At 72.0% G+C, this 17,082-nt stretch carries 19 protein-coding genes; 12 read left to right on the forward strand and 7 right to left on the reverse strand.

Annotation, left to right across the window (positions count from 1 at the left end; all coding sequences use genetic code 11):
* Nucleotides 1–5: 5 nt before the first annotated feature.
* The 5 genes from DB32_RS28285 (at nt 6) to DB32_RS28315 (ending at nt 3,976) form a co-directional block, all read left to right on the forward strand.
* A complete protein-coding gene (locus DB32_RS28285) occupies nt 6–275 on the forward strand; it encodes a hypothetical protein (protein WP_157069484.1) in 270 nt (89 codons plus the stop codon).
* A 226-nt stretch (nt 276–501) separates the two neighbouring features.
* Nucleotides 502–780 carry a hypothetical protein gene (locus DB32_RS28295; RefSeq protein WP_157069485.1) on the forward strand — a complete coding sequence of 93 codons (279 nt, stop codon included), beginning with the start codon at nt 502–504 and terminating at the stop codon, nt 778–780.
* A 40-nt stretch (nt 781–820) separates the two neighbouring features.
* The gene (locus DB32_RS28300; protein WP_053235757.1) at nt 821–1,078 is read left to right on the forward strand and encodes a hypothetical protein; all 258 of its coding nucleotides are present in this window, start codon (nt 821–823) and stop codon (nt 1,076–1,078) included.
* A gap of 751 nt (nt 1,079–1,829) precedes the next feature.
* Nucleotides 1,830–2,798, forward strand: coding sequence for a chromate resistance protein ChrB domain-containing protein (locus tag DB32_RS28310; RefSeq protein WP_205627085.1), 969 nt, complete (start codon nt 1,830–1,832; stop codon nt 2,796–2,798).
* Entirely contained in the window at nt 2,798–3,976 is a 1,179-nt protein-coding gene (locus DB32_RS28315; protein WP_053235759.1) for a chromate transporter, read from the forward strand. The genes DB32_RS28310 and DB32_RS28315 overlap by 1 nt, the downstream gene beginning before the upstream one ends.
* Before the next feature lie 45 nt (nt 3,977–4,021).
* Here DB32_RS28315 and DB32_RS28320 read toward each other — a convergent pair whose 3' ends face one another.
* The 6 genes from DB32_RS28320 to DB32_RS28340 all read right to left on the reverse strand — a co-directional run bounded on the left by DB32_RS28320 (nt 4,022) and on the right by DB32_RS28340 (nt 9,719).
* Nucleotides 4,022–5,731: a putative metal-binding motif-containing protein gene (locus tag DB32_RS28320; RefSeq protein WP_053235760.1), complete on the reverse strand. Its 1,710-nt coding sequence runs from the start codon at nt 5,729–5,731 to the stop codon at nt 4,022–4,024.
* A gap of 395 nt (nt 5,732–6,126) precedes the next feature.
* Complete coding sequence (locus tag DB32_RS28325) at nt 6,127–6,456, reverse strand: sensor histidine kinase (protein WP_075097652.1); 330 nt, start codon at nt 6,454–6,456, stop codon at nt 6,127–6,129.
* Complete coding sequence (locus tag DB32_RS28330) at nt 6,344–7,414, reverse strand: PAS domain-containing protein (protein WP_338054960.1); 1,071 nt, start codon at nt 7,412–7,414, stop codon at nt 6,344–6,346. Before DB32_RS28330 ends, DB32_RS28325 begins: the two co-directional genes overlap by 113 nt.
* A gap of 489 nt (nt 7,415–7,903) precedes the next feature.
* Nucleotides 7,904–8,035, reverse strand: a complete 132-nt coding sequence (locus DB32_RS50040) for a hypothetical protein (RefSeq protein ID WP_275935496.1) — start codon at nt 8,033–8,035, stop codon at nt 7,904–7,906.
* A gap of 11 nt (nt 8,036–8,046) precedes the next feature.
* Nucleotides 8,047–9,018, reverse strand: coding sequence for a calcium/sodium antiporter (locus DB32_RS28335; protein ID WP_053235763.1), 972 nt, complete (start codon nt 9,016–9,018; stop codon nt 8,047–8,049).
* A 215-nt stretch (nt 9,019–9,233) separates the two neighbouring features.
* Nucleotides 9,234–9,719 (reverse strand): hypothetical protein, encoded by a 486-nt coding sequence (locus tag DB32_RS28340; protein WP_053235764.1) that lies wholly within the window; start codon nt 9,717–9,719, stop codon nt 9,234–9,236.
* Nucleotides 9,720–9,784: 65 nt separating this feature from the next.
* On the opposite strand from DB32_RS28340, the gene mbhE reads away from it, so the two are divergent.
* From mbhE to mnhG, 7 genes are read left to right on the forward strand one after another with little or no spacing between them, the layout of a single operon-like run.
* Complete coding sequence (gene mbhE, locus DB32_RS28345) at nt 9,785–12,244, forward strand: hydrogen gas-evolving membrane-bound hydrogenase subunit E (protein WP_169791589.1); 2,460 nt, start codon at nt 9,785–9,787, stop codon at nt 12,242–12,244.
* A complete protein-coding gene (locus DB32_RS28350; RefSeq protein WP_053235766.1) occupies nt 12,241–12,660 on the forward strand; it encodes a Na+/H+ antiporter subunit B in 420 nt (139 codons plus the stop codon). Before mbhE ends, DB32_RS28350 begins: the two co-directional genes overlap by 4 nt.
* A complete protein-coding gene (locus DB32_RS28355) occupies nt 12,660–13,007 on the forward strand; it encodes a Na+/H+ antiporter subunit C (RefSeq protein ID WP_053235767.1) in 348 nt (115 codons plus the stop codon). The genes DB32_RS28350 and DB32_RS28355 overlap by 1 nt, the downstream gene beginning before the upstream one ends.
* Complete coding sequence (locus tag DB32_RS28360; protein WP_053235768.1) at nt 13,004–14,512, forward strand: proton-conducting transporter transmembrane domain-containing protein; 1,509 nt, start codon at nt 13,004–13,006, stop codon at nt 14,510–14,512. Before DB32_RS28355 ends, DB32_RS28360 begins: the two co-directional genes overlap by 4 nt.
* Complete coding sequence (locus DB32_RS28365) at nt 14,509–14,982, forward strand: Na+/H+ antiporter subunit E (protein ID WP_053235769.1); 474 nt, start codon at nt 14,509–14,511, stop codon at nt 14,980–14,982. Before DB32_RS28360 ends, DB32_RS28365 begins: the two co-directional genes overlap by 4 nt.
* Entirely contained in the window at nt 14,979–15,269 is a 291-nt protein-coding gene (locus DB32_RS28370; protein ID WP_075097653.1) for an MrpF/PhaF family protein, read from the forward strand. The genes DB32_RS28365 and DB32_RS28370 overlap by 4 nt, the downstream gene beginning before the upstream one ends.
* Entirely contained in the window at nt 15,266–15,601 is a 336-nt protein-coding gene (gene mnhG, locus DB32_RS28375; RefSeq protein ID WP_053235770.1) for a monovalent cation/H(+) antiporter subunit G, read from the forward strand. Before DB32_RS28370 ends, mnhG begins: the two co-directional genes overlap by 4 nt.
* Before the next feature lie 8 nt (nt 15,602–15,609).
* On the opposite strand, the gene DB32_RS28380 is transcribed toward mnhG, so the two are convergent.
* A complete protein-coding gene (locus DB32_RS28380) occupies nt 15,610–16,872 on the reverse strand; it encodes an anaerobic sulfatase maturase (RefSeq protein ID WP_240481262.1) in 1,263 nt (420 codons plus the stop codon).
* Nucleotides 16,873–17,082: the final 210 nt, after the last annotated feature.

Consider the following 17,082-nt stretch of genomic DNA (forward strand, 5'->3'; position numbering starts at 1 on the left):
GCGTCATGACCGACGACGAGTGGGTCGAAGCGTTCCGCGCCACCGCGGAGGCCGCCGGCATCGACGCGCAGCTGCCGGCGAGCTGGGAATCGAGAGCCGCGCGCGCGACGCACGTCGCGCGGACGCTCGCGGCACGCCTCGACGCGACGACGGACGCCGAGCTGCGGAAGCCGGTCGCGCGCGCGTACGCCCGCGCCTTCGGGCTCGCCGTCGAGGCGGGTCGACGCGCGGACGCGGGCGGCTGGCTCATCCGTCATCCGCTCGATCGACCGTGATCCGACGCGAGCCACGTCGCGCCTCGCGGCATCGCACCACGCGCCGATCCGGCGAGCCGCGCGCACAGGCTGGTGAACGCATCGCGGGCGCGTACGAGTGATCGGCTCCCGAGCGCATCGAGGGTGAGGGGACCGACGGGCTCGGTGCGCTCGGGGGCGACCACTGCGCGACGCGGCGCAGGCTCGCGGCGCTGATGGAAGACGACGCGCGCGGACATCGATGGGCGTGGAACGAGACCGCTGGGCATCGGCGTATCGATACCTGCGCTCGTTCGTGGAGGGCGCGTTCGTCGAGGACGACGCGCCCGCGCCGCGCGAGGCGCCGGCGACGTGGCGAGAGCGCGTCGACGCGGTGCAGCTCGTGTCGCGCGCGCTCGCCGATGCCGTCGCCGACGAGCACGAGCCGCGACGGCGCCGCGCGCTCCAGGTCGCGCTCGCGCGATGCATCACGCTCGGCGTCGAGGCGCGGGAGAACGCGGCGCGCGACGAGCTGCGCGAGGGTTGACTCGTGCAGTTCGCTCATCGCCGTCCTACGATCTGCGCTCGTGACGCGCGAAGAGGAGACACGCGCGACGCTCGCGCGGGCCGTCGAGCTGCTGAGCGAGACGCACGCCCTGGTCGAGGCGTCGCCCGAGATCCGAGAGCAGCTCGCGCCGCTCTTCGACAGCGCGCTGCTGGCGATCGGTGACGCACGGCGCGCAGCGGCGAGCAGCACCGACTCCGAGCGCGTGCTCCGACAAGCGCGCGAAGCGGAGCACATCGTCCAAGCGCTCGCGCGCTTCGTGCGGCGATCGGCGACGTAGGCCGCGCAGCGACGACGCGGCGCATGGCCGGAGACGTGGAGCTCCTTCACCGCGAGCCCTGCGCGCGGTGATGGCCGTCACGGGGCTCCTCCGCGGACGCGACTCACCGATTGCGAGGCCGACCGTCGCGCGTAGCTACGGACAGAGCGACGGTTCGGCCGCGGTGGGGTGGGCTGAATCGCCGGCGGCGCGCGCAGCAGTCGGGGGTCCGGACGTCTGCGCGCGCCGCCGCTTCGCTCCCCGAACGGAGCGAGCGACGACCGCCGCTGGTGAGCGCTGCGCTGGCGTCTAAGGTCTAGCGTACCTTGGATACCGAGCTGATCGTGCGCCTCGCGCTGGAACGCGCGGCCGTCGCGCTCGCGCTGGCGGACGAGCTCTGCGACGCGTGCACCGAGGACGAGCAACGCGAGCTGAGGCCGTGGATCGACCGTGCGGCGCTGGCGCTCGCCGACGCGCGCCAGCGGTCCTCCGGGTTCGCTGCGCTGTTGTACGCGGACGTCGCGGAGCGAGCGGCCGAGCGCGCGCGCATCGCCGCGGAGCTGTTGGAGCGCGGCGTCACGAGCCCAGCGCTCGAACATCCGCCGCGTGCGGAATTTCGATCGCGCCTCGACGAGCCGCGAAGCGTCCAGTCGCGATCACGCGGCTGAGCGCGGAGCCCGCGCGACGCCGCGCGGGGGCCGGGATAGCGCATACCTAATCATCGATTCGAGACGCTTGATTCAGTTGTGACGTCGTGCGACGGATCGCCGGAATGGCGGACGAGCCGCGCTGGATCCTGCTGGTCCACCAGATCCCGGCGAAGCCCGACTATCTGCGCGTGAAGATCGGCCGCCGTCTCCAGCGCATCGGCGCCGTCGCGCTGAAGCGGACCGTCTACGCGCTCCCGCGCTCCGAGCAGGCGCGCGAGGACTTCGACTGGATCCGCCGCGAGATCGAGGCGGGGGGCGGCGAGGCGATGGTGATCGACGCGTCGCTCGCCGCCGGGCTCTCGGATGCGCAGGTCGAGGATCTCTTCCGCACCGCGCGCGAGCCGGACTACGGCGCGATCGCCGCCGAGGCGCGCGCGATCGCGAGAGCGCTCCCGCGCAGAGCGCTCTCCGACGAGAAGCGCCACGCGCTCGCAAGCGACGTCGCGCGGCTCGAGCACCAGCTCGAGGAGCTCGCGCGCATCGACTTCTTCGACGCGCCTTCGCGCGAGGCAGTGCGTGGGCTCGTCGCCGCGCTCCGTGCCCGCGCGGACGCGCCGGTCCGCGACGACGCCGTCGCGCCCGCGGCGACGCCCCCGCGCGGTCGCACCTGGGTCACGCGCGCGGGCGTCCACGTCGATCGCATCGCGAGCGCGTGGCTCGTGCGGCGCTTCATCGACCCCGAGGCAACCTTCAAGCTCGTGCCGCCCAAGGGCTACGTCCCGCTGCCGGGCGAGCTCCGCTTCGACATGGACGCCGCGGAGTACACGCACGAGGGCGACCTCTGCACGTTCGAGGTGCTCTGCCGTCGCTTCGCGCTCGACGCGCCCGGGCTCCGCGCGATCGCCGAGATCGTCCACGACATCGATCTGAAGGACGCGAAGCACGCGCGGCCCGAGACCGCGGGCGTGGCGGCTGCGATCGCCGGAATCGCGCTCCTGCATCGCGAGGACGAGCAGCGCATCGCGATCGGCGGCGCGCTCTTCGAAGCGCTCCTGGCCGCGTTCGCGCGCCGCGCGCGGGAGAGAACGTGATGACCGACGAGAGCTCCGAGCGTCCGCTCGTGCCGTGCACCACACGCGACGTCGCGATGTACTTCCTGCGCCTCGGTGCGACCGGGTTCGGCGGTCCCGTCGCGCTCGCGGGCTACATGCAGCGCGACCTCGTCGAGGAGCGCCGCTGGTTCTCGAAGCAGGAGTACCTCGACGGGCTCGCGCTGGCGCAGCTCGCGCCCGGTCCGCTCGCCGCGCAGCTCGCGATCTACTTCGGGTGGGCGCGCGGTGGCGCGTGGGGCGCGACGGTCGTCGGGCTCGCGTTCGTGCTGCCGTCGTTCCTGATGGTGCTCGTGCTCGCCGCGCTCTACGTGCGCTTCGAGGGCCTCACGTGGATGCGCGGCGCGTTCTACGGCATCGGCGCCGCGGTGATCGCGCTGATGGTGCGCAGCGTGCACAAGCTCGCGAAGCTGAGCCTCGCGAAGGATCGCGTGCTCTGGGGGATCGCGGGCGTGAGCGCGCTCGTCACCGCGTGGACGGAGTCCGAGATGCTCGCGGTGTTCGTCGCGGGCGGCGCGATCGCGATGATCGCGCAGCGCGTGCGTGACCGCGCGCCGCCGGCCGCCGCGATGCTCGTGTGGGCTCCGGACTGGCTCCTCGCGGGCCTCGCGGGCCCGGCGAGCGGCAGCACGTTGTGGAACCTCGCGTGGTACTTCACCGAGGCGGGTGCGTTCGTCTTCGGCAGCGGCCTCGCGATCGTGCCGTTCCTCCGCACCGGCGTCGTCGAGCGCTTCGGCTGGCTGGACGATCAGCAGTTCCTCGACGCGGTCGCGGTCGCGATGATCACGCCGGGGCCGGTCGTGATCACGGTCGCGTTCATCGGCTTCCTCGTCGCCGGGCTCGGCGGCGCGGTCGTCGCGGCGCTCGCCACGTTCCTGCCGTGCTGGTTCTTCACCGTGCTGCCCGCGCCGCACTACCAGCGCTTCGCGAGGAACACGACGCTGCGCGCGTTCGTGCTCGGCGTGACCGCTGCCGCGACGGGCGCGATCGCGGGCGCGACGTTCGTGCTCGGCCGACGCGCGATCGGCGACCCCTGGACGATCGTGATCGCGCTCGCGACGCTCGCCGTGATCACGCGGTTCAAGAAGGTGAACGAGCCGATGGTGATCGTCGCGACCGGCGTGCTCGGGATCGCTCTGCGCGCGCTCTGGCCGGCGTGATCAGGCGTCCGAGTCGGACTCGCTGCGTCGACGAAGAACCGGCGCTCAGTGCGATTGCAGGACGTGAACGAACGCGTCGGCGTCGGTGCTGGACGTCGTCGAGAACGAGATCGTCCCGAAGGTCGCCGTTCCGGAGAACGAGCCCGCGACGGCCACGCGCTCGCCCGAGCTCACCCCGATCGCGAGCGCCTCGTCATCGCGCATGCCGCCGAACGTCTGCACCCACTCGGTCGCGCCGGCTGCATCGAAGCGAGCGGCAAACGCTTCCGACGCGGTCGAGAAGAGCGATACGTAGGTCCCGACGCCGATCTGCGCGCCCGGCTCGCGAACGCGACCCGCCACGAGCACGTCCGGACCGGCCATCGCCACCGCGTACACGGCGTCGGACTGCGATCCGCCGACGCCTCGCGCCCACTGGAGCGCGCCCGCGGTCGAGAAGAGCGCCACGTACCCGTCCATCACGCCTCCGCTCGTGAGCGCGACATCACCGGTGGTGGTCCCGCTGAACCAACCGCCGATCGCGATCCCGCCGCTCGAGCTCGCGATGCTCGTCACGATGTCCGACGCCGTTCCGCCGACCCGGTGCGCCCACCGTATCGACAGGTCGTGGGCGTAGCAGGCGATGAGCCCGTCGTAGCTGCCGGCGCTGTGAAGGCTCGTCGTGCCGAACGTGGCCGATCCCTGGAAGCGCCCGCCGAAGCACGGACCGCCGGCGGCCAGGGTCATGCTGTCCAAGACGACGCCCAGGGGGACCTCGAGGCGCCAGAAGCCACGGACCTGACCGTCCTCGGGACCGAGCACGAGCACCGCGTGTCCGCCGCCCAGGTCCGACGTCAGCTCCTGGCCGGCGATCCGCGCGGTGCCGTCGAAGTGCACGAGCGCGTGGACGCCCGCGCTGCCGAACGCCAGACCGCGCAGGTCGGCGTAGCCGTCGGACACCACACCGACGGCCCAGCGGGCGCGACCGTCGGGCGCGTACGACGCGACGACCGCCGACTCGCTCGTGCCCTGCGCGTCGAACGCGACGCCGTCGCCGAAGGCGATGCCGCCGCGGACGTCGGCTCCGACGTAGGCGTTCCCGCTCCCGTCGAGCGTCACGTAACCCGCCGAATCGGACCCCGCGCTCCCGAACGAGCGAACCGAGGTGGGAGTGCCCGCGGCATCGAAGCGAGCGACGAAGGCGTCCTCGTACCCCGCGCTCGCGATCGTGTGCGCACCGACGACGAGCGTGTTGTTGAAGCGCCCGACGGCCACCACGGACGAGTCGTCGCCGATCGCGACTGCGTACGCGAAGTCCGCCGCGGGCCCCGCACCGATGCGCGCCGCCCACAGTGGCGTGGGACCGGTCGGGCAGCCCTCGTCGGGACCGCCCGCGCAGTTCTGGTCGAGATCGTCGTGGCAGACCTCCGCACCTCCCGGGTGGCAGCTCGCGCATGCGTCGTCGCAGTCGCCCCCACGCGTCACCTGCCCGGCCGCGAGCGGCGCGCACGTGCTCACGCCGCTCGCGCCATCGCCCCAGCCATCGCCGTCGCCGTCGGCGTAGACCATCCGCGCCGTGCATGCGTCCGTCGGCGGAGCCCACGCGTCGAGTGGCGGCGCCGACGCGTCCGATCCCGAGTCTTCGGATCCGACCACGAACGCGTCGGCCGCGCCGGCATCGCTCGCGCCGCCATCGCCGCGGTCGCCGGGCTCCGCGTTCTGACAGGAGGCCAAGAGCACGAGCGCGAATGGGAGTGTGCGGCGCGAGAGAGTCATCGTCGCGAGTAGACGCCGATCCAGGCACCGGCGTCCAGCGTCGCGCGGTGCACGACGCCGTCCTGCAGCACGTCGCCGACGCCCGCAGGCGCGGCGACACGACGCTCGACGCACGCGCGCGCGGAGGCGTCCTTCGAGCGACCGAGGTGAGCCGCATCAGTCGCGGGGCGCGTCGTGCACCTTCTCCCTCACGATCTCGGCCGGGCCAGATCGCACGTACCAGCCCCGGCCGTGGCGGTGCGCGCCGTCATCGACGAGCCCTGCAGCACGCGAGCGTGTCCGTGCGATCGACCACCACGATTGCGTCGAGCACGTGACTGAAGCCCTGCATTCCGCTCCGCCTCGCCATCGAGGTGCGTGCCGCCTCGGCGAGCTCAGGTCGCCCCGCCGCCAACCTACGACGCGGGCGTGTGCGCCGCGCGCGGCAGCGTGATGACGAAGGTCGTCCCCCGCCCGAGAGTCGACGACACCGAAATGGCGCCTCCGTGCGCCTCCACGATGCCACGCGCGATCGCCAGACCCAGTCCAGTCCCGCGACGCGTCGAGTCGGCCGACGTCCAATACGGGTCGAAGATGGAGACCTGGTCCTCGGGGCCGATCCCCGGGCCGGTGTCACTCACCTCGATCGTGAGCTCCGACGCATCGTCCACCGCGCGCACCTCGATGTGGCCGCCCGGCGGCGTGAACTTGATCGCATTGCCGATCAGGTTCGAGAGGGCCTGCACGAGGCGCTCTCGATCCGCACAGACGTCGCGTGAGGGTGAGCGCGAGGTTCGCACGCATCTGCACGCCGCGCTCGACCGCCTTGATCGAATCGGGCGAGATGCGGAGCCGACCGCCCTGGATCGATGCGAGATCGAGCAGCTCGCGAATGAGATGCTCCATTCGATCCGTGGCGCGACGGATCATCTCGACACGCCTCTCGGCAGCGGCGGGCAGGTCGCCCTCGGCGGCCGTCAGCGCCCGCGCCCATCCCTTGATGCTCTGGAGCGGATTCCGGAGATCGTGCGAGACGATCGCGAGGACCTGTTCCCGAAGCTGCGCTTCCTGCTCGGCCGAGAGCCTCGCGACGCGTTCAGCGTCCAGCAGGCGGGCGTTCTCTTCACCGGCAGACCGCAGCGCCGCCTCGGCTCGCTTGCCCTCCGTGATGTCGATGATGACCGCTCCGACGCCGAGGAGCGATCCATTCGCATCGTGAACGGGATAGTAGTTTCCGAGCCACACCCGTGCTTCCGCCGTGGACTCGACGCCGAGGGCGGGAGCGTCCGAGTCGATGACGGGCCGGATCAGCTCCTCCGCACGATCGGCGATCTCGGGGAGCAGCTCCCGGGTCGAACGTCCGATGTGCTCGCTCCGCGGGATCGCGTTCATCGACGCAAGCGCGTCGTTCACGAGCACGTACCGAAGCTCGCGATCGATGAGCGCGAAACCCACGGGGGCAGCCGCCAGGAACGTGTCGAGGAGAGCTCGGGTGGTTTGCTCCTTCACCAGAAGGCGATCACGCGCCGCTTCGGCATCCCGTCGCGCGGAGATGTCTTCGATCGTCGAGACGAAGTAGTTGGGCGATCCGTGCGCATCCAGAACGAGCCCGACGTGCAGATTGCCCCACACGATCGAGCCGTCCTTCCGGACGTACCGCTTCTCGATCGAGTAGTCGGAGATGTTCGGCTGAGGAGCGCGCAGAGCTCGCGTCGTTCATCGAGCGCGCAGTGGTTTCCCTCGGGGACGGAGGTGGCGCGCCCAGACGCGCCCCACGGCAGCGGCGCTGCTGCTCGCGCAGGTCGCGGAGCAGGCGGCGGTGGCGGCGAAGCACGCAGCAGAGCGCATTCGCCGACGACCCCGCGGAACGTGACGCCGCGACGGGGACCGCGTGCCCGTAGGCGACACCGCGCGCTGCCGCCCACGCTTCCGCGATCGGCCGCCCGCGTCCGCTTGCCTTCCGGTCCCACGTGCGATCGGGGTCGACGGCGGCCGTCGAGCCGTTGCGTGTATACGCGCCCAGCGGAGGAGCGGCATCGCGAGCACGCCGACGCTCTCGCGGACCGCGGTGGCGTGCACGCCGACCTTCGCCGCGTCGCGCGATCGCTCGTGGCTGCCACGTGCACTTCAGCAGCTTCGATGGCTCGCGGGCGCTCGCGCGACACGCCTGATCGCGGCTCGCGACCGCGGCGCTCAGCGCGTGAGCAGCCCCAACAGGATCGCGCACACGAACAGCGCGCCGATGATCACCAGGAACCAACCAGCGCCTCCCGGCGCGCTCGGCGGCGCACCATTCGATCCACGCGCGTCGTTCTTCTTCGTCACGTTCTTTCCTCTCATCCGAGCCCCAACCACACGAGGTACGCGGCGTACGCCGCGAGCAGCACGGCGCCTTCGCCGCGGCTGATCGTCCGCGCGGTGCGCATCATCACCGCGGTGATCGCGGTCACCGCCGCGAGCACGAGGAGGTCGGCGCGCACCGACGCGAACGGCGCTCCGACGCGCCCCACAACCGCGGCTGCGCCGAGGCAGAGGAGCACGTTGAACACGTTCGATCCGATCACGTTGCCGACCGCGATATCCGAGTGGCCCTTGCGCGCCGCCATCAGCGACGTCGCGAGCTCGGGCAGCGACGTGCCGACCGCGACGATCGTCAGGCCGACCATCCGCTCGCTCATGCCGATCGTCCGCGCGAGGCTCGCAGCGCCGTCGACGAACACGCTGCCGCCGACCACGAGCGCGACGAGCCCGACGAGCACCAGCGCGCCGAGCTTCGCGCGCGCGGCGCCGCTCACCGCTTCTGCCGCGTCCGCCGTGACCTGCGCCGCGTCGCTCGCCTCGTGCCCGTCGGCGCGCGAGGTGCGGATCATCCAGACGGTGTAGCCGAGCGCCGCCGCGAGAAGCGCCGCGCCTTCCCATCGCGACACCTCGCCGTCGAGCAAGAGGAGCGGCAGCGCGAGCGCGCTCACCACGAGGACGCGGACCTCGCGCCTCGGGAGCGCACCGGCGACGCGAGGCGGCGACACGAGCGCGGTCGCGCCGAGGATCAGCCCGAGGTTCGCGATGTTCGAGCCGATGACGTTCCCGAGCGCGATCGCGGGTAGCCCGGTGAGCGCCGCCTGAACGCCGACGACGACCTCGGGCGCCGACGTGCCGTACGCGACGACGGTGAGCCCGACGAGCACGCTGCTGATCCCGAGCGAGCGACCGAGGCGCGCCGCGCCCGCGACCAACCACTCGGCGCCGAAGTAGAGCAGCGCGAGGCCCGCGACGATGCGGAGCACGTCGACGACGAGCAGCGCCGTCATGCCGCGCCCTCGAGGTGGGCGTCGGGCGAGTCGAAGCGCGGATCGGGAACGAGTCGGGACATGACGCTCCGCGAGCGCGTGGCGCTCGGAGCGGCTGGCGGCCCGACCAGCCGGGAGACCTGCGGTGCTGCGCACCGCACCCGACGGAGTGTGGACGACGAGGGTCGATACCGAGAACGGTCGGCGGTCGCAATCATTTCGAGCACGCGCCTCGCTCAGCAGCCGAGCGCCCCGGGCGACTCGCCGTCGTCGAGCGCGATCGCGAGCAGCGTCGGGTCGGCCGCGAGCTGCAAGAGCAGTGTGCGCGCGACCTCGGCGCGCAGCGCCTCGGGGGCGCTCGACGCAGCCCACCGAACGAGCTCGGCGACGCGGCCTCCGCGCGCGGCGAGGTCGAGACCCGCGAGGAGCGACGCGGTGTCGTGCGGCGTCGCGACCACGCAGGCCGCGCCGACGCGCACGGCGCGCTCGGTGATCGCGAGCGGTCCGCTCACCACGAAGGGCCGCGCCGCCGCGCGCAGCGCGCGCAACGAGACCACGTCGTCGAGCAGCGACGCGTCGGCCCACACCACGTCGGCGCTCGCGAGCGCGCTCGATGCGAGCTCCACGTCGTAGCGTCGCGCGAGCGCGGCCATCACCGATCCCGCGCGGTCGCGCGCGAGGACCAGGACACGTCGCTTGCTGCCGGCGATCGTGCCCATCATCGCGCCGCGACGAGGACGGTCAGGGTGGCTCGGCTCTCGATCCGCATGCGCCGCTCCTCGAGCGCGTGGCGCTCGGAGCGGCTGGCGGCCCGACCAACCGGGGAGACCTGCGGTGCAGAGGCACCGCACCCGAGAGACTGTGGACGGAGACTCTTGATACCGAGAACGCTCGCTCCCCGCAATCATCTCGCGCGCCGGGGTATGCGCTTCGTGTCCTGGCACTTTGGGCGCTGCTCGGCGGACCTACACAGCGAAGGGGCGCTCGCGCGCTCGATCCGATGTCGCGCGCACGCATCGCTCGCGTTCTGCTCGTGCTCGTGCCCGCAGCGCTCGCGGTCGCGCTGGCGCTCGCCGCGCCCGCGCTGATCGCGGGGCGCACGTTCGCGTGGGTGGTGCCATGGGCGCCCTCGGCCGGGCTCGAGACGGCGCTGCGGCTCGACGCGCTCTCGGGTCTCTTCGCGCTGATCGTCTGCGCGATCGGCGCGCTCGTCGCGGGCTACGCGGGCGCGTACTTCGACGACGCGCGTGCGCTGCGGCGCTTCGATCGGCTGCTCGCGCTGTTCACGCTCGCGATGCTCGCGCTCGTGCTCGCGGACGACGTGTTCTTCCTCTACTTCGCGTGGGAGCTCACGAGCGTCGCGTCGTTCTTCCTGATCGGCTTCGAGCACGAGCGCGCGGAGGCGCGCGACGCGGCGCGGCATGCGCTGCTCGTGACGGTCGCGGGTGGCCTCGCGCTGCTCGCAGGGCTCGTGATGCTCGCGAGCGCGGCCGGGACCACGCGCATCTCGGAGATCGTCGCGCGCGGTGACGTCGTGCGCGCGCACGAGCTCTACCGGCCGGCGTTCTTCACGATCGCCGTCGCAGCGTTCACGAAGTCCGCGCAGGTCCCGTTCCATTCGTGGCTGCCCCGAGCGATGGAAGCGCCGACGCCGGCGAGCGCGTACCTGCACGCCGCGACGATGGTGAAGGCCGGTGTGTTCCTGCTCGCGCGCTTCGCGCCGGCGCTGGGGGGCACGGCGGAGTGGACGTCGCTCGTCGCGACCATCGGCGGGATCACCGCGCTCGTCGGTGCGGCGCGCGCGATCGGCGAGACGCGCTTCAAGCCCGCCCTCGCCTACTCGACGGTCGCCGCGCTCGGGCTCGTGACGCTCCTGCTCGGCATCGGAACGACGTACGCGATCGCCGCCGCGATGCTCTACGTCGTCGCGCACGCGCTCTACAAGGGCGCGCTCTTCCTCTACGCCGGCGTGGTGCAGCACCAGGCGCACGCGAAGGACGCCGAGGCGGTCGGCGGACTGGCGCGCGTGCTCCCGCACGGCGCGGTCGCCGCGCTGCTCGCGGGCGCGTCGATGGCAGGCGTGCCTGCGACGCTCGGGTTCCTCGCGAAGGATCTCGCGTACGCGGCGCTGCTCCCGGGAGATGGCGGGTACCGCGTGATCGCGCTCGTCAGCGCGTTCGTCGCGAGCGCGCTCTTCGTCGCGGTGGCGATGGTCGTCGCGGCCCGGCCGCTGCTCGGCGCGCGCCGCGGGATCTCCGACGACGTCGGCCGGCCGCGCGCGTGGCTCTGGGGCCCGCCGCTGCTGCTCGCCGCGCTCGGTCTCGTCGCGGGGATCGCGCCGGCGCTCGTCGCCCCGCTGGTCGCCGCTGCGGCCTCGCTCGTCGCGGCGCGCGCGGTGCCCGCGTCGGCGCTGGCGTTCCACGGCGTCGGCATCGAGCTCGCGCTGAGCGCGGTCACGCTCGTGGTCGGCGCCGCGGTGTTCGCCGCGCGCGCGCCGCTCCGCCGGGCGGGCGCCGCGCTGTCGCGCGCGCTGCACCTCCGACCCGCGAGCGGCTACGAGGCGGCGATGCGCGCGCTCGCGCGCGTCGCGAAGGCGCAGACGCGCGTCCTCCAGAACGGGATTCTGCGGCGCTACACGCTCGTGACCCTCGTCGTCATCGCCGTGGTGGTCGCGACGGGCATCGCGCACGCGCCGCCGCCCGATCTCGCGGGCGCGCTCGACGATCTGCAGCCGCGCCAGCTCGGGCTGGGCGCGTTCATCATCGCCGCGGCGCTGTTCGCGGTGATCGCGCCGGAGCGCTTCGCCGCCGTCGCCGCGCTCGGCGCGGTCGGCTTCGGCGTCGGCGCGTTGTTCCTCGATCTCGGCGCGCCCGACCTCGCGATGACGCAGTTCGTCGTGGAGGCCCTCAGCGTCGTCGTGTTCGTGCTCGCGTTCCGCAAGCTGCCGCGACTGCCGCTGCTCTCGAGCCGCGCGACCCGCGCTCGCGACGCCGTCGTCGCCGTCGGCTTCGGCACCGTCGTCTCGGCGCTCGCGCTCGCAGCGGCGAGGACGAACCCCGATCCGAGCGTGTCCGCGTGGTTCCTCGAGCAGAGCCTCCCCGCGGCGCACGGGCACAACGTGGTGAACGTCATCCTCACCGACTTCCGGAGCGTCGACACGCTGGGCGAGACCATCGTCGTCGCGACCGCGGGCTTCGGCGTCTTCGCGCTCCTGCGCCTCCGCGCGCGCTCGGGAGGGGCACGATGATCACGCGGTCGATCATCTTGCAGGCATCGACGCGCGTGCTGCAGCCGGTGATCCTCTTCTTCTCGCTCGTGGTGCTCGTGCGCGGGCACGACGAACCGGGCGGCGGCTTCGTCGGAGGCCTCGCGGCCGCGGCGGGCCTCGTCCTGCACGCCATCGCGTACGGCTACGACTCGGCACGTCGCGCCCTTCGCATCGACACGCGCGCGATCGCCGCGCTGGGGCTCGCGATCGTGATCATCGCGGCGTTCGCGCCGCTCGTCTTCGGCGATCCGCTGCTTCGCGCCGAATGGGCGACGGTGCCGCTCGGCGAGCTCGGCGAGATCTCGCTCGGCACACCGCTCTTCTTCGACGCCGGGGTCTATCTCGTCGTGTACGGCAGCGCGCTGACCATCGTCTTCTCGCTGGGGCGTGAGTGATGCACGTACTGCTCGCGGTCGTCGTCGGAGCGCTCTACGCAGCGGGCATCTACATGATGCTCCGCCGCAGCATGGTGAAGCTCCTGATCGGGCTCTCGCTGCTCGGTCATGCCGCGAACCTCCTGCTCTTCACCGCCGCGAGCCCGCAGCACGGTCCACCGCCGATCGTCCCGCAGGGCGCGGACGCGCCGCCCGCGGGCGTCGCCGATCCGCTGCCGCAGGCGCTCGTGCTCACGGCGATCGTGATCGGCTTCGGCGTCGTCGCGTTCGCGATCGCGCTGGTCCACCGCGCACACCAGACGCTCGGCACCGACGATCCCGATCGGCTGCGGAGCACCGACCGATGAGCGCGATCGTCGCGCTGCCGCTCGTGTGGCCGCTCTGCGCCGCGGTCGGCGCGTTCCTCGCGTTCCGCACGCCGAGGGCGCAGGAGGTGATCTCGATCACCGCCTCGGTCGCGCTCGTCGTCACGTCGTTCGTGCTGCTCGCGCACGTTCGCGCCGAAGGGCTCCTCGTCACGCAGGTCGGCTCGTGGCCCGCGCCGTACGGCGTGTCGCTCGTCGCGGATCGGCTCTCCGCCACGATGGTGTGCATCACGTCCGTGCTCGGCCTCGCCGTCGCGATCTACTCGATCGACGGGGTCTCGCGCCGTCGTCGCGCGTTCGGATTCCACCCGCTGCTGCAGCTCGTGCTCGCTGGCGTGTGCGGCGCCTTCCTCACCGGCGATCTGTTCAACCTGTTCGTGTGGATCGAGGTCCAGCTGATCGCGTCGTTCGTCCTGCTCGCGCTCGGCGGAGAGCGCGCGCAGCTCGAGGGCGCCATCAAGTACGTGACGCTGAACCTCGTCTCGTCCGCGCTGATGCTCGCCGCGATCGGGCTCCTCTACGGGCTCTGCGGCACGCTGAATTTCGCGGACATGGCGGTGCGCCTCGAGCGCGCGAGCCCGAGCGGCGCGATCGGCGCCGCCGCCCTGCTGCTCTTCGCGGCGTTCGGGATCAAGGCCGCGATCTTCCCGTTCTTCTTCTGGCTGCCGGCCAGCTACCACACGCCGCCCGCGGCGGTGTCCGCGCTCTTCTCGGGGCTGCTGACGAAGGTCGGCGTGTACGCGATGGCGCGCGTGTTCGTCGGCGTCTACGGAGGAGAGCTCGCCGTGCTGCGCGACGTCCTCTTCGTCGTCGCCGCGCTCACGATGGTCACCGGCGTGCTCGGCGCGGCGGCGCAGAACGACGTGCGGCGGATCTTGTCGTTCCACGTGGTCAGTCAGATTGGCTACATGGTCATGGGCATCGCGCTGGGCACCGTGCTCGGGGTCGGCGGTGCCATCTACTTCGTGCTCCACAACATCGCGGCGAAGTCCGCGCTGTTCCTCGTCGCCGGCGTGATCGAGCGCGAGCAGGGCACGGGCGATCTGTCGCGGCTCGGCGGGCTCGCGCGCACGCGCCCCGGCCTCGCGATGCTCTTCCTGGTGCCGGCGCTCTCGCTCGCAGGCATCCCGCCTCTCGCCGGGTTCGTCGGCAAGCTCCTCCTCGTGCGCGCGGGGCTCGACGCGCGCGCGTGGCTGCTCGTCGCGACCGCGCTCGTCGTCAGCCTGCTCACGCTCTACTCGATGGCGAAGATCTGGATCGGCGCCTTCTGGTCACCCGCGCCGGAGACGCCCGTCGTCGCGAGCCCGCGCCGCGCTCCGGTCACGATGCACCTCGGCGTCGTCGGGATGGTGCTCGTGACGATCTTGCTCAGCGTGCTCGCGGAGCCCGCGGTCGCGCTCAGCCTCGGCGGGGCCGAGCAGCTCCTCGATCGCGGTTCGTTCGTCGACGCGGTGCTCGCGACGACCGCGGAGGTGCCCTCGCCGTGACGTCGTTCGTCCACAACATGCTGTTCGCGATCCTCTGGGCGACGATCGTCGGCGAGGTCACGGGCCTGAACCTGCTCTTCGGGTTCGCGCTCGGATACCTCGCGCTGCGCATCCCGCCCGGTCGCGCCGCGCGCGCGCGGTACTTCGAGAAGTTCCGTCAGCTGCTCGACTTCACCGTCTTCTTCGTGCGCGAGGCCACCCTCTCGGCGCTGCGCGTCGCCTACGACGTCGTGACCCCGACGCACCACACACGCCCCGCGGTGCTCGCGGTCCCGCTCGACACGCGCACCGACACCGAGGTCGCCGTGCTCGCGAACCTGATCTCGCTCACGCCCGGCAGCCTCTCGCTCGAGGCCACGCCCGATCGCAGCACGCTCTACGTCCACTTCATGTTCGTCGACGATCCCGACGAGACGATCGCGCAGGTGAAGCGCGACTTCGAGCGGCGCGTGCTGGAGCTGCTGCGATGACGTTCGACGTGACCGATCCGCTCCCGTTCGTCGTGAAGGTCGCGACGGCGATGCTCGTCGCGAGCTTCTTCGTGTGCCTCTTCCGGCTCGCGCGCGGACCGAGCCTCGCGGACCGCGTGGTCGCGCTCGACCTGACGACCTACGTGGCCGTCGCGTACTGCGGCGTGCGCGCGCTCGCCGAGCGTGACGTGCACACGCTTCGGCCCGCGCTCGTCGCGGCGCTGCTCGCGTTCCTCGGCACGGTCGCGTTCGCGCGATTCCTCGAGCGAAAGGCGGTCGACGGATGATCGTGAGCTGGATCGCGTCGGTGCTCCTCCTGGTCGGCGGGGCGTTCGTGCTGATCGCGTCGATCGGAGTCGCGCGCCTGCCCGACCTCTACACGCGGATGCAGGCCGCGACGAAGGGCGGCGCGGTCGGGCTCGCGTTCCTGATGGGAGCGGTCGCGCTCGCGCTGCAGCGCGCGGAGGCGACGGTCCTCGTCGCGCTGCTCATCGCGTTCGTGATGCTCACCGCGCCGGTGGCCGCGCACGCGATCGGCCGCGCCGGGTACCTCAACGGCGTGCCGCTCTGGGAGGGAACGCGGCGCGACGATCTTCGCCGCGCGCGCGAGCGCTCCTGAGCGCCGCGCTATTCGCGCGGCTCGCCGAGCGATCGCTCCGACACGATCTCCGCGGGCGCGCGTCCGGCTCGGAGCAGCGCGCACATGCGCTCCATCGCCGGTCGGACGTGTCGGAAGAAGCGCAGATATCCGTCGCACAGATAGTTGAGCCCGGGCTCGCCGTCGGCGCTCTCGAGGATCCGATCCTTCGGACACCCGCCGTGGCAGGCGAAGCGCACGTCACATTGCCGACATTGCCGCGGCAGGCTCTCGCGCTTCGCGCGACCGAAGGCCATCTGGGCCTCGGAGCTGGCGAGCGACGACATGTGCCGCCGGTGGATGTTGCCGAGCAGGTGCTCCGCCTCGACGAAGTGGTCGCACGAGTAGAGATCGCCGTTGTGCTCCATCGCGAGGGCCGCGCCGCAGGTCTCGGAGTGCACGCACAGCCCGTGCGGCTCGCCGAACCACGACGCGAGCGCGACGTCGAACATCTGCACGAACACCTCGCCGACGTCTCGCTCGACCCACTCGTCGAAGATGGCAGTGAGGAACTCGCCGTATTGCGCGCCGGTCACGGACCGAGACGTCACGCGACTGCCGTCGTGCGGTGCGGAGTCGTCGCGCTCGACGATCGGAATCGTCTGGATGAAGCGCACTCCCGCCTCGTCTCGGAGGAAGCGATAGACCTCGAGCGGGTGCTCGGCGTTCGCGGCGTGCACCGACGTCAGGACGTTCACGTCGACCTCGTGCGCTTGCAACAGGCGCAGCGCGCGCATGACCTTGTCGAACGTAGGGTGTCCGCCTTTGTCATGGCGATATGCGTCGTGGAGATCGCGCGGTCCGTCGAGCGAGAGCCCCACGAGCACCCGATGCTGCCGCAGGAAACGGCACCACTCGTCGTCGAGCAGAGTGCCGTTCGTCTGGATCGAGTAGGTCACGCGCGTGCCCACCCGTCGGTGCTTCTCGGCCAGCGCCACGGACCTCCGGAAGAACTCGAGCCCCATGAGCGTCGGCTCTCCGCCCTGCCACGCGATCTGGATGTCGGGCCCGATCTGCGACTCGAGATACTGGCGCAGGTATTCGGAGAGCGTCTCTTCCGACATCCGGAACGTGCTGCCCGGATAGAGCTCCTCCTTCGAGAGGAAGAAGCAGTAGTCGCAGTCGAGATTGCAGATCGCGCCAGTCGGCTTCGCGAGCAGGTGATACGCCGTCATCGGCGGACGAGCTCGCCTCTCGAACAGGAGGTCCGACGCCGGGACCAGGTCGTCGGGGCGCGTCGACGGCTGCTTCATGTCTCGACTCCTCTCGCGAAGCCGAGCGCGCCTCGCACTCCGTGTCTCTTCGGCCCCTCTCGCCGTGCTCCCAAACGCGGCATTGCGCCTTCGCGGCTCGCGGTCAGCGCCGCCCCGCGTCCCACGCCTGCGCGCGCCGAGGCACGTCGCGCGCTGCAGCGCCGCGATCGTGGATGGCACGGCGGCTGACAATGCCTCCGACGATGCGGC

The organism is Sandaracinus amylolyticus (genome assembly GCF_000737325.1).
In the GTDB taxonomy this organism is placed as follows: Bacteria; Myxococcota_A; Polyangia; order Polyangiales; family Sandaracinaceae; genus Sandaracinus; species Sandaracinus amylolyticus.

Bases quoted from the DNA above. Each gene is read 5' to 3' on its own strand.
- DB32_RS28380 (WP_240481262.1), bottom strand. From the start codon at position 16,872: ATGAAGCAGCCGTCGACGCGCCCCGACGACCTGGTCCCGGCGTCGGAC.
- DB32_RS28360 (WP_053235768.1), top strand. From the start codon at position 13,004: ATGAGCGCGATCGTCGCGCTGCCGCTCGTGTGGCCGCTCTGCGCCGCG.
- DB32_RS28340 (WP_053235764.1), bottom strand. From the start codon at position 9,719: ATGATGGGCACGATCGCCGGCAGCAAGCGACGTGTCCTGGTCCTCGCG.
- DB32_RS28350 (WP_053235766.1), top strand. From the start codon at position 12,241: ATGATCACGCGGTCGATCATCTTGCAGGCATCGACGCGCGTGCTGCAG.
- DB32_RS28370 (WP_075097653.1), top strand. From the start codon at position 14,979: ATGACGTTCGACGTGACCGATCCGCTCCCGTTCGTCGTGAAGGTCGCG.
- DB32_RS28320 (WP_053235760.1), bottom strand. From the start codon at position 5,731: ATGACTCTCTCGCGCCGCACACTCCCATTCGCGCTCGTGCTCTTGGCC.
- DB32_RS28310 (WP_205627085.1), top strand. From the start codon at position 1,830: ATGGCGGACGAGCCGCGCTGGATCCTGCTGGTCCACCAGATCCCGGCG.
- DB32_RS28315 (WP_053235759.1), top strand. From the start codon at position 2,798: ATGACCGACGAGAGCTCCGAGCGTCCGCTCGTGCCGTGCACCACACGC.
- mnhG (WP_053235770.1), top strand. From the start codon at position 15,266: ATGATCGTGAGCTGGATCGCGTCGGTGCTCCTCCTGGTCGGCGGGGCG.
- DB32_RS28335 (WP_053235763.1), bottom strand. From the start codon at position 9,018: ATGACGGCGCTGCTCGTCGTCGACGTGCTCCGCATCGTCGCGGGCCTC.
- DB32_RS28285 (WP_157069484.1), top strand. From the start codon at position 6: ATGACCGACGACGAGTGGGTCGAAGCGTTCCGCGCCACCGCGGAGGCC.
- DB32_RS28355 (WP_053235767.1), top strand. From the start codon at position 12,660: ATGCACGTACTGCTCGCGGTCGTCGTCGGAGCGCTCTACGCAGCGGGC.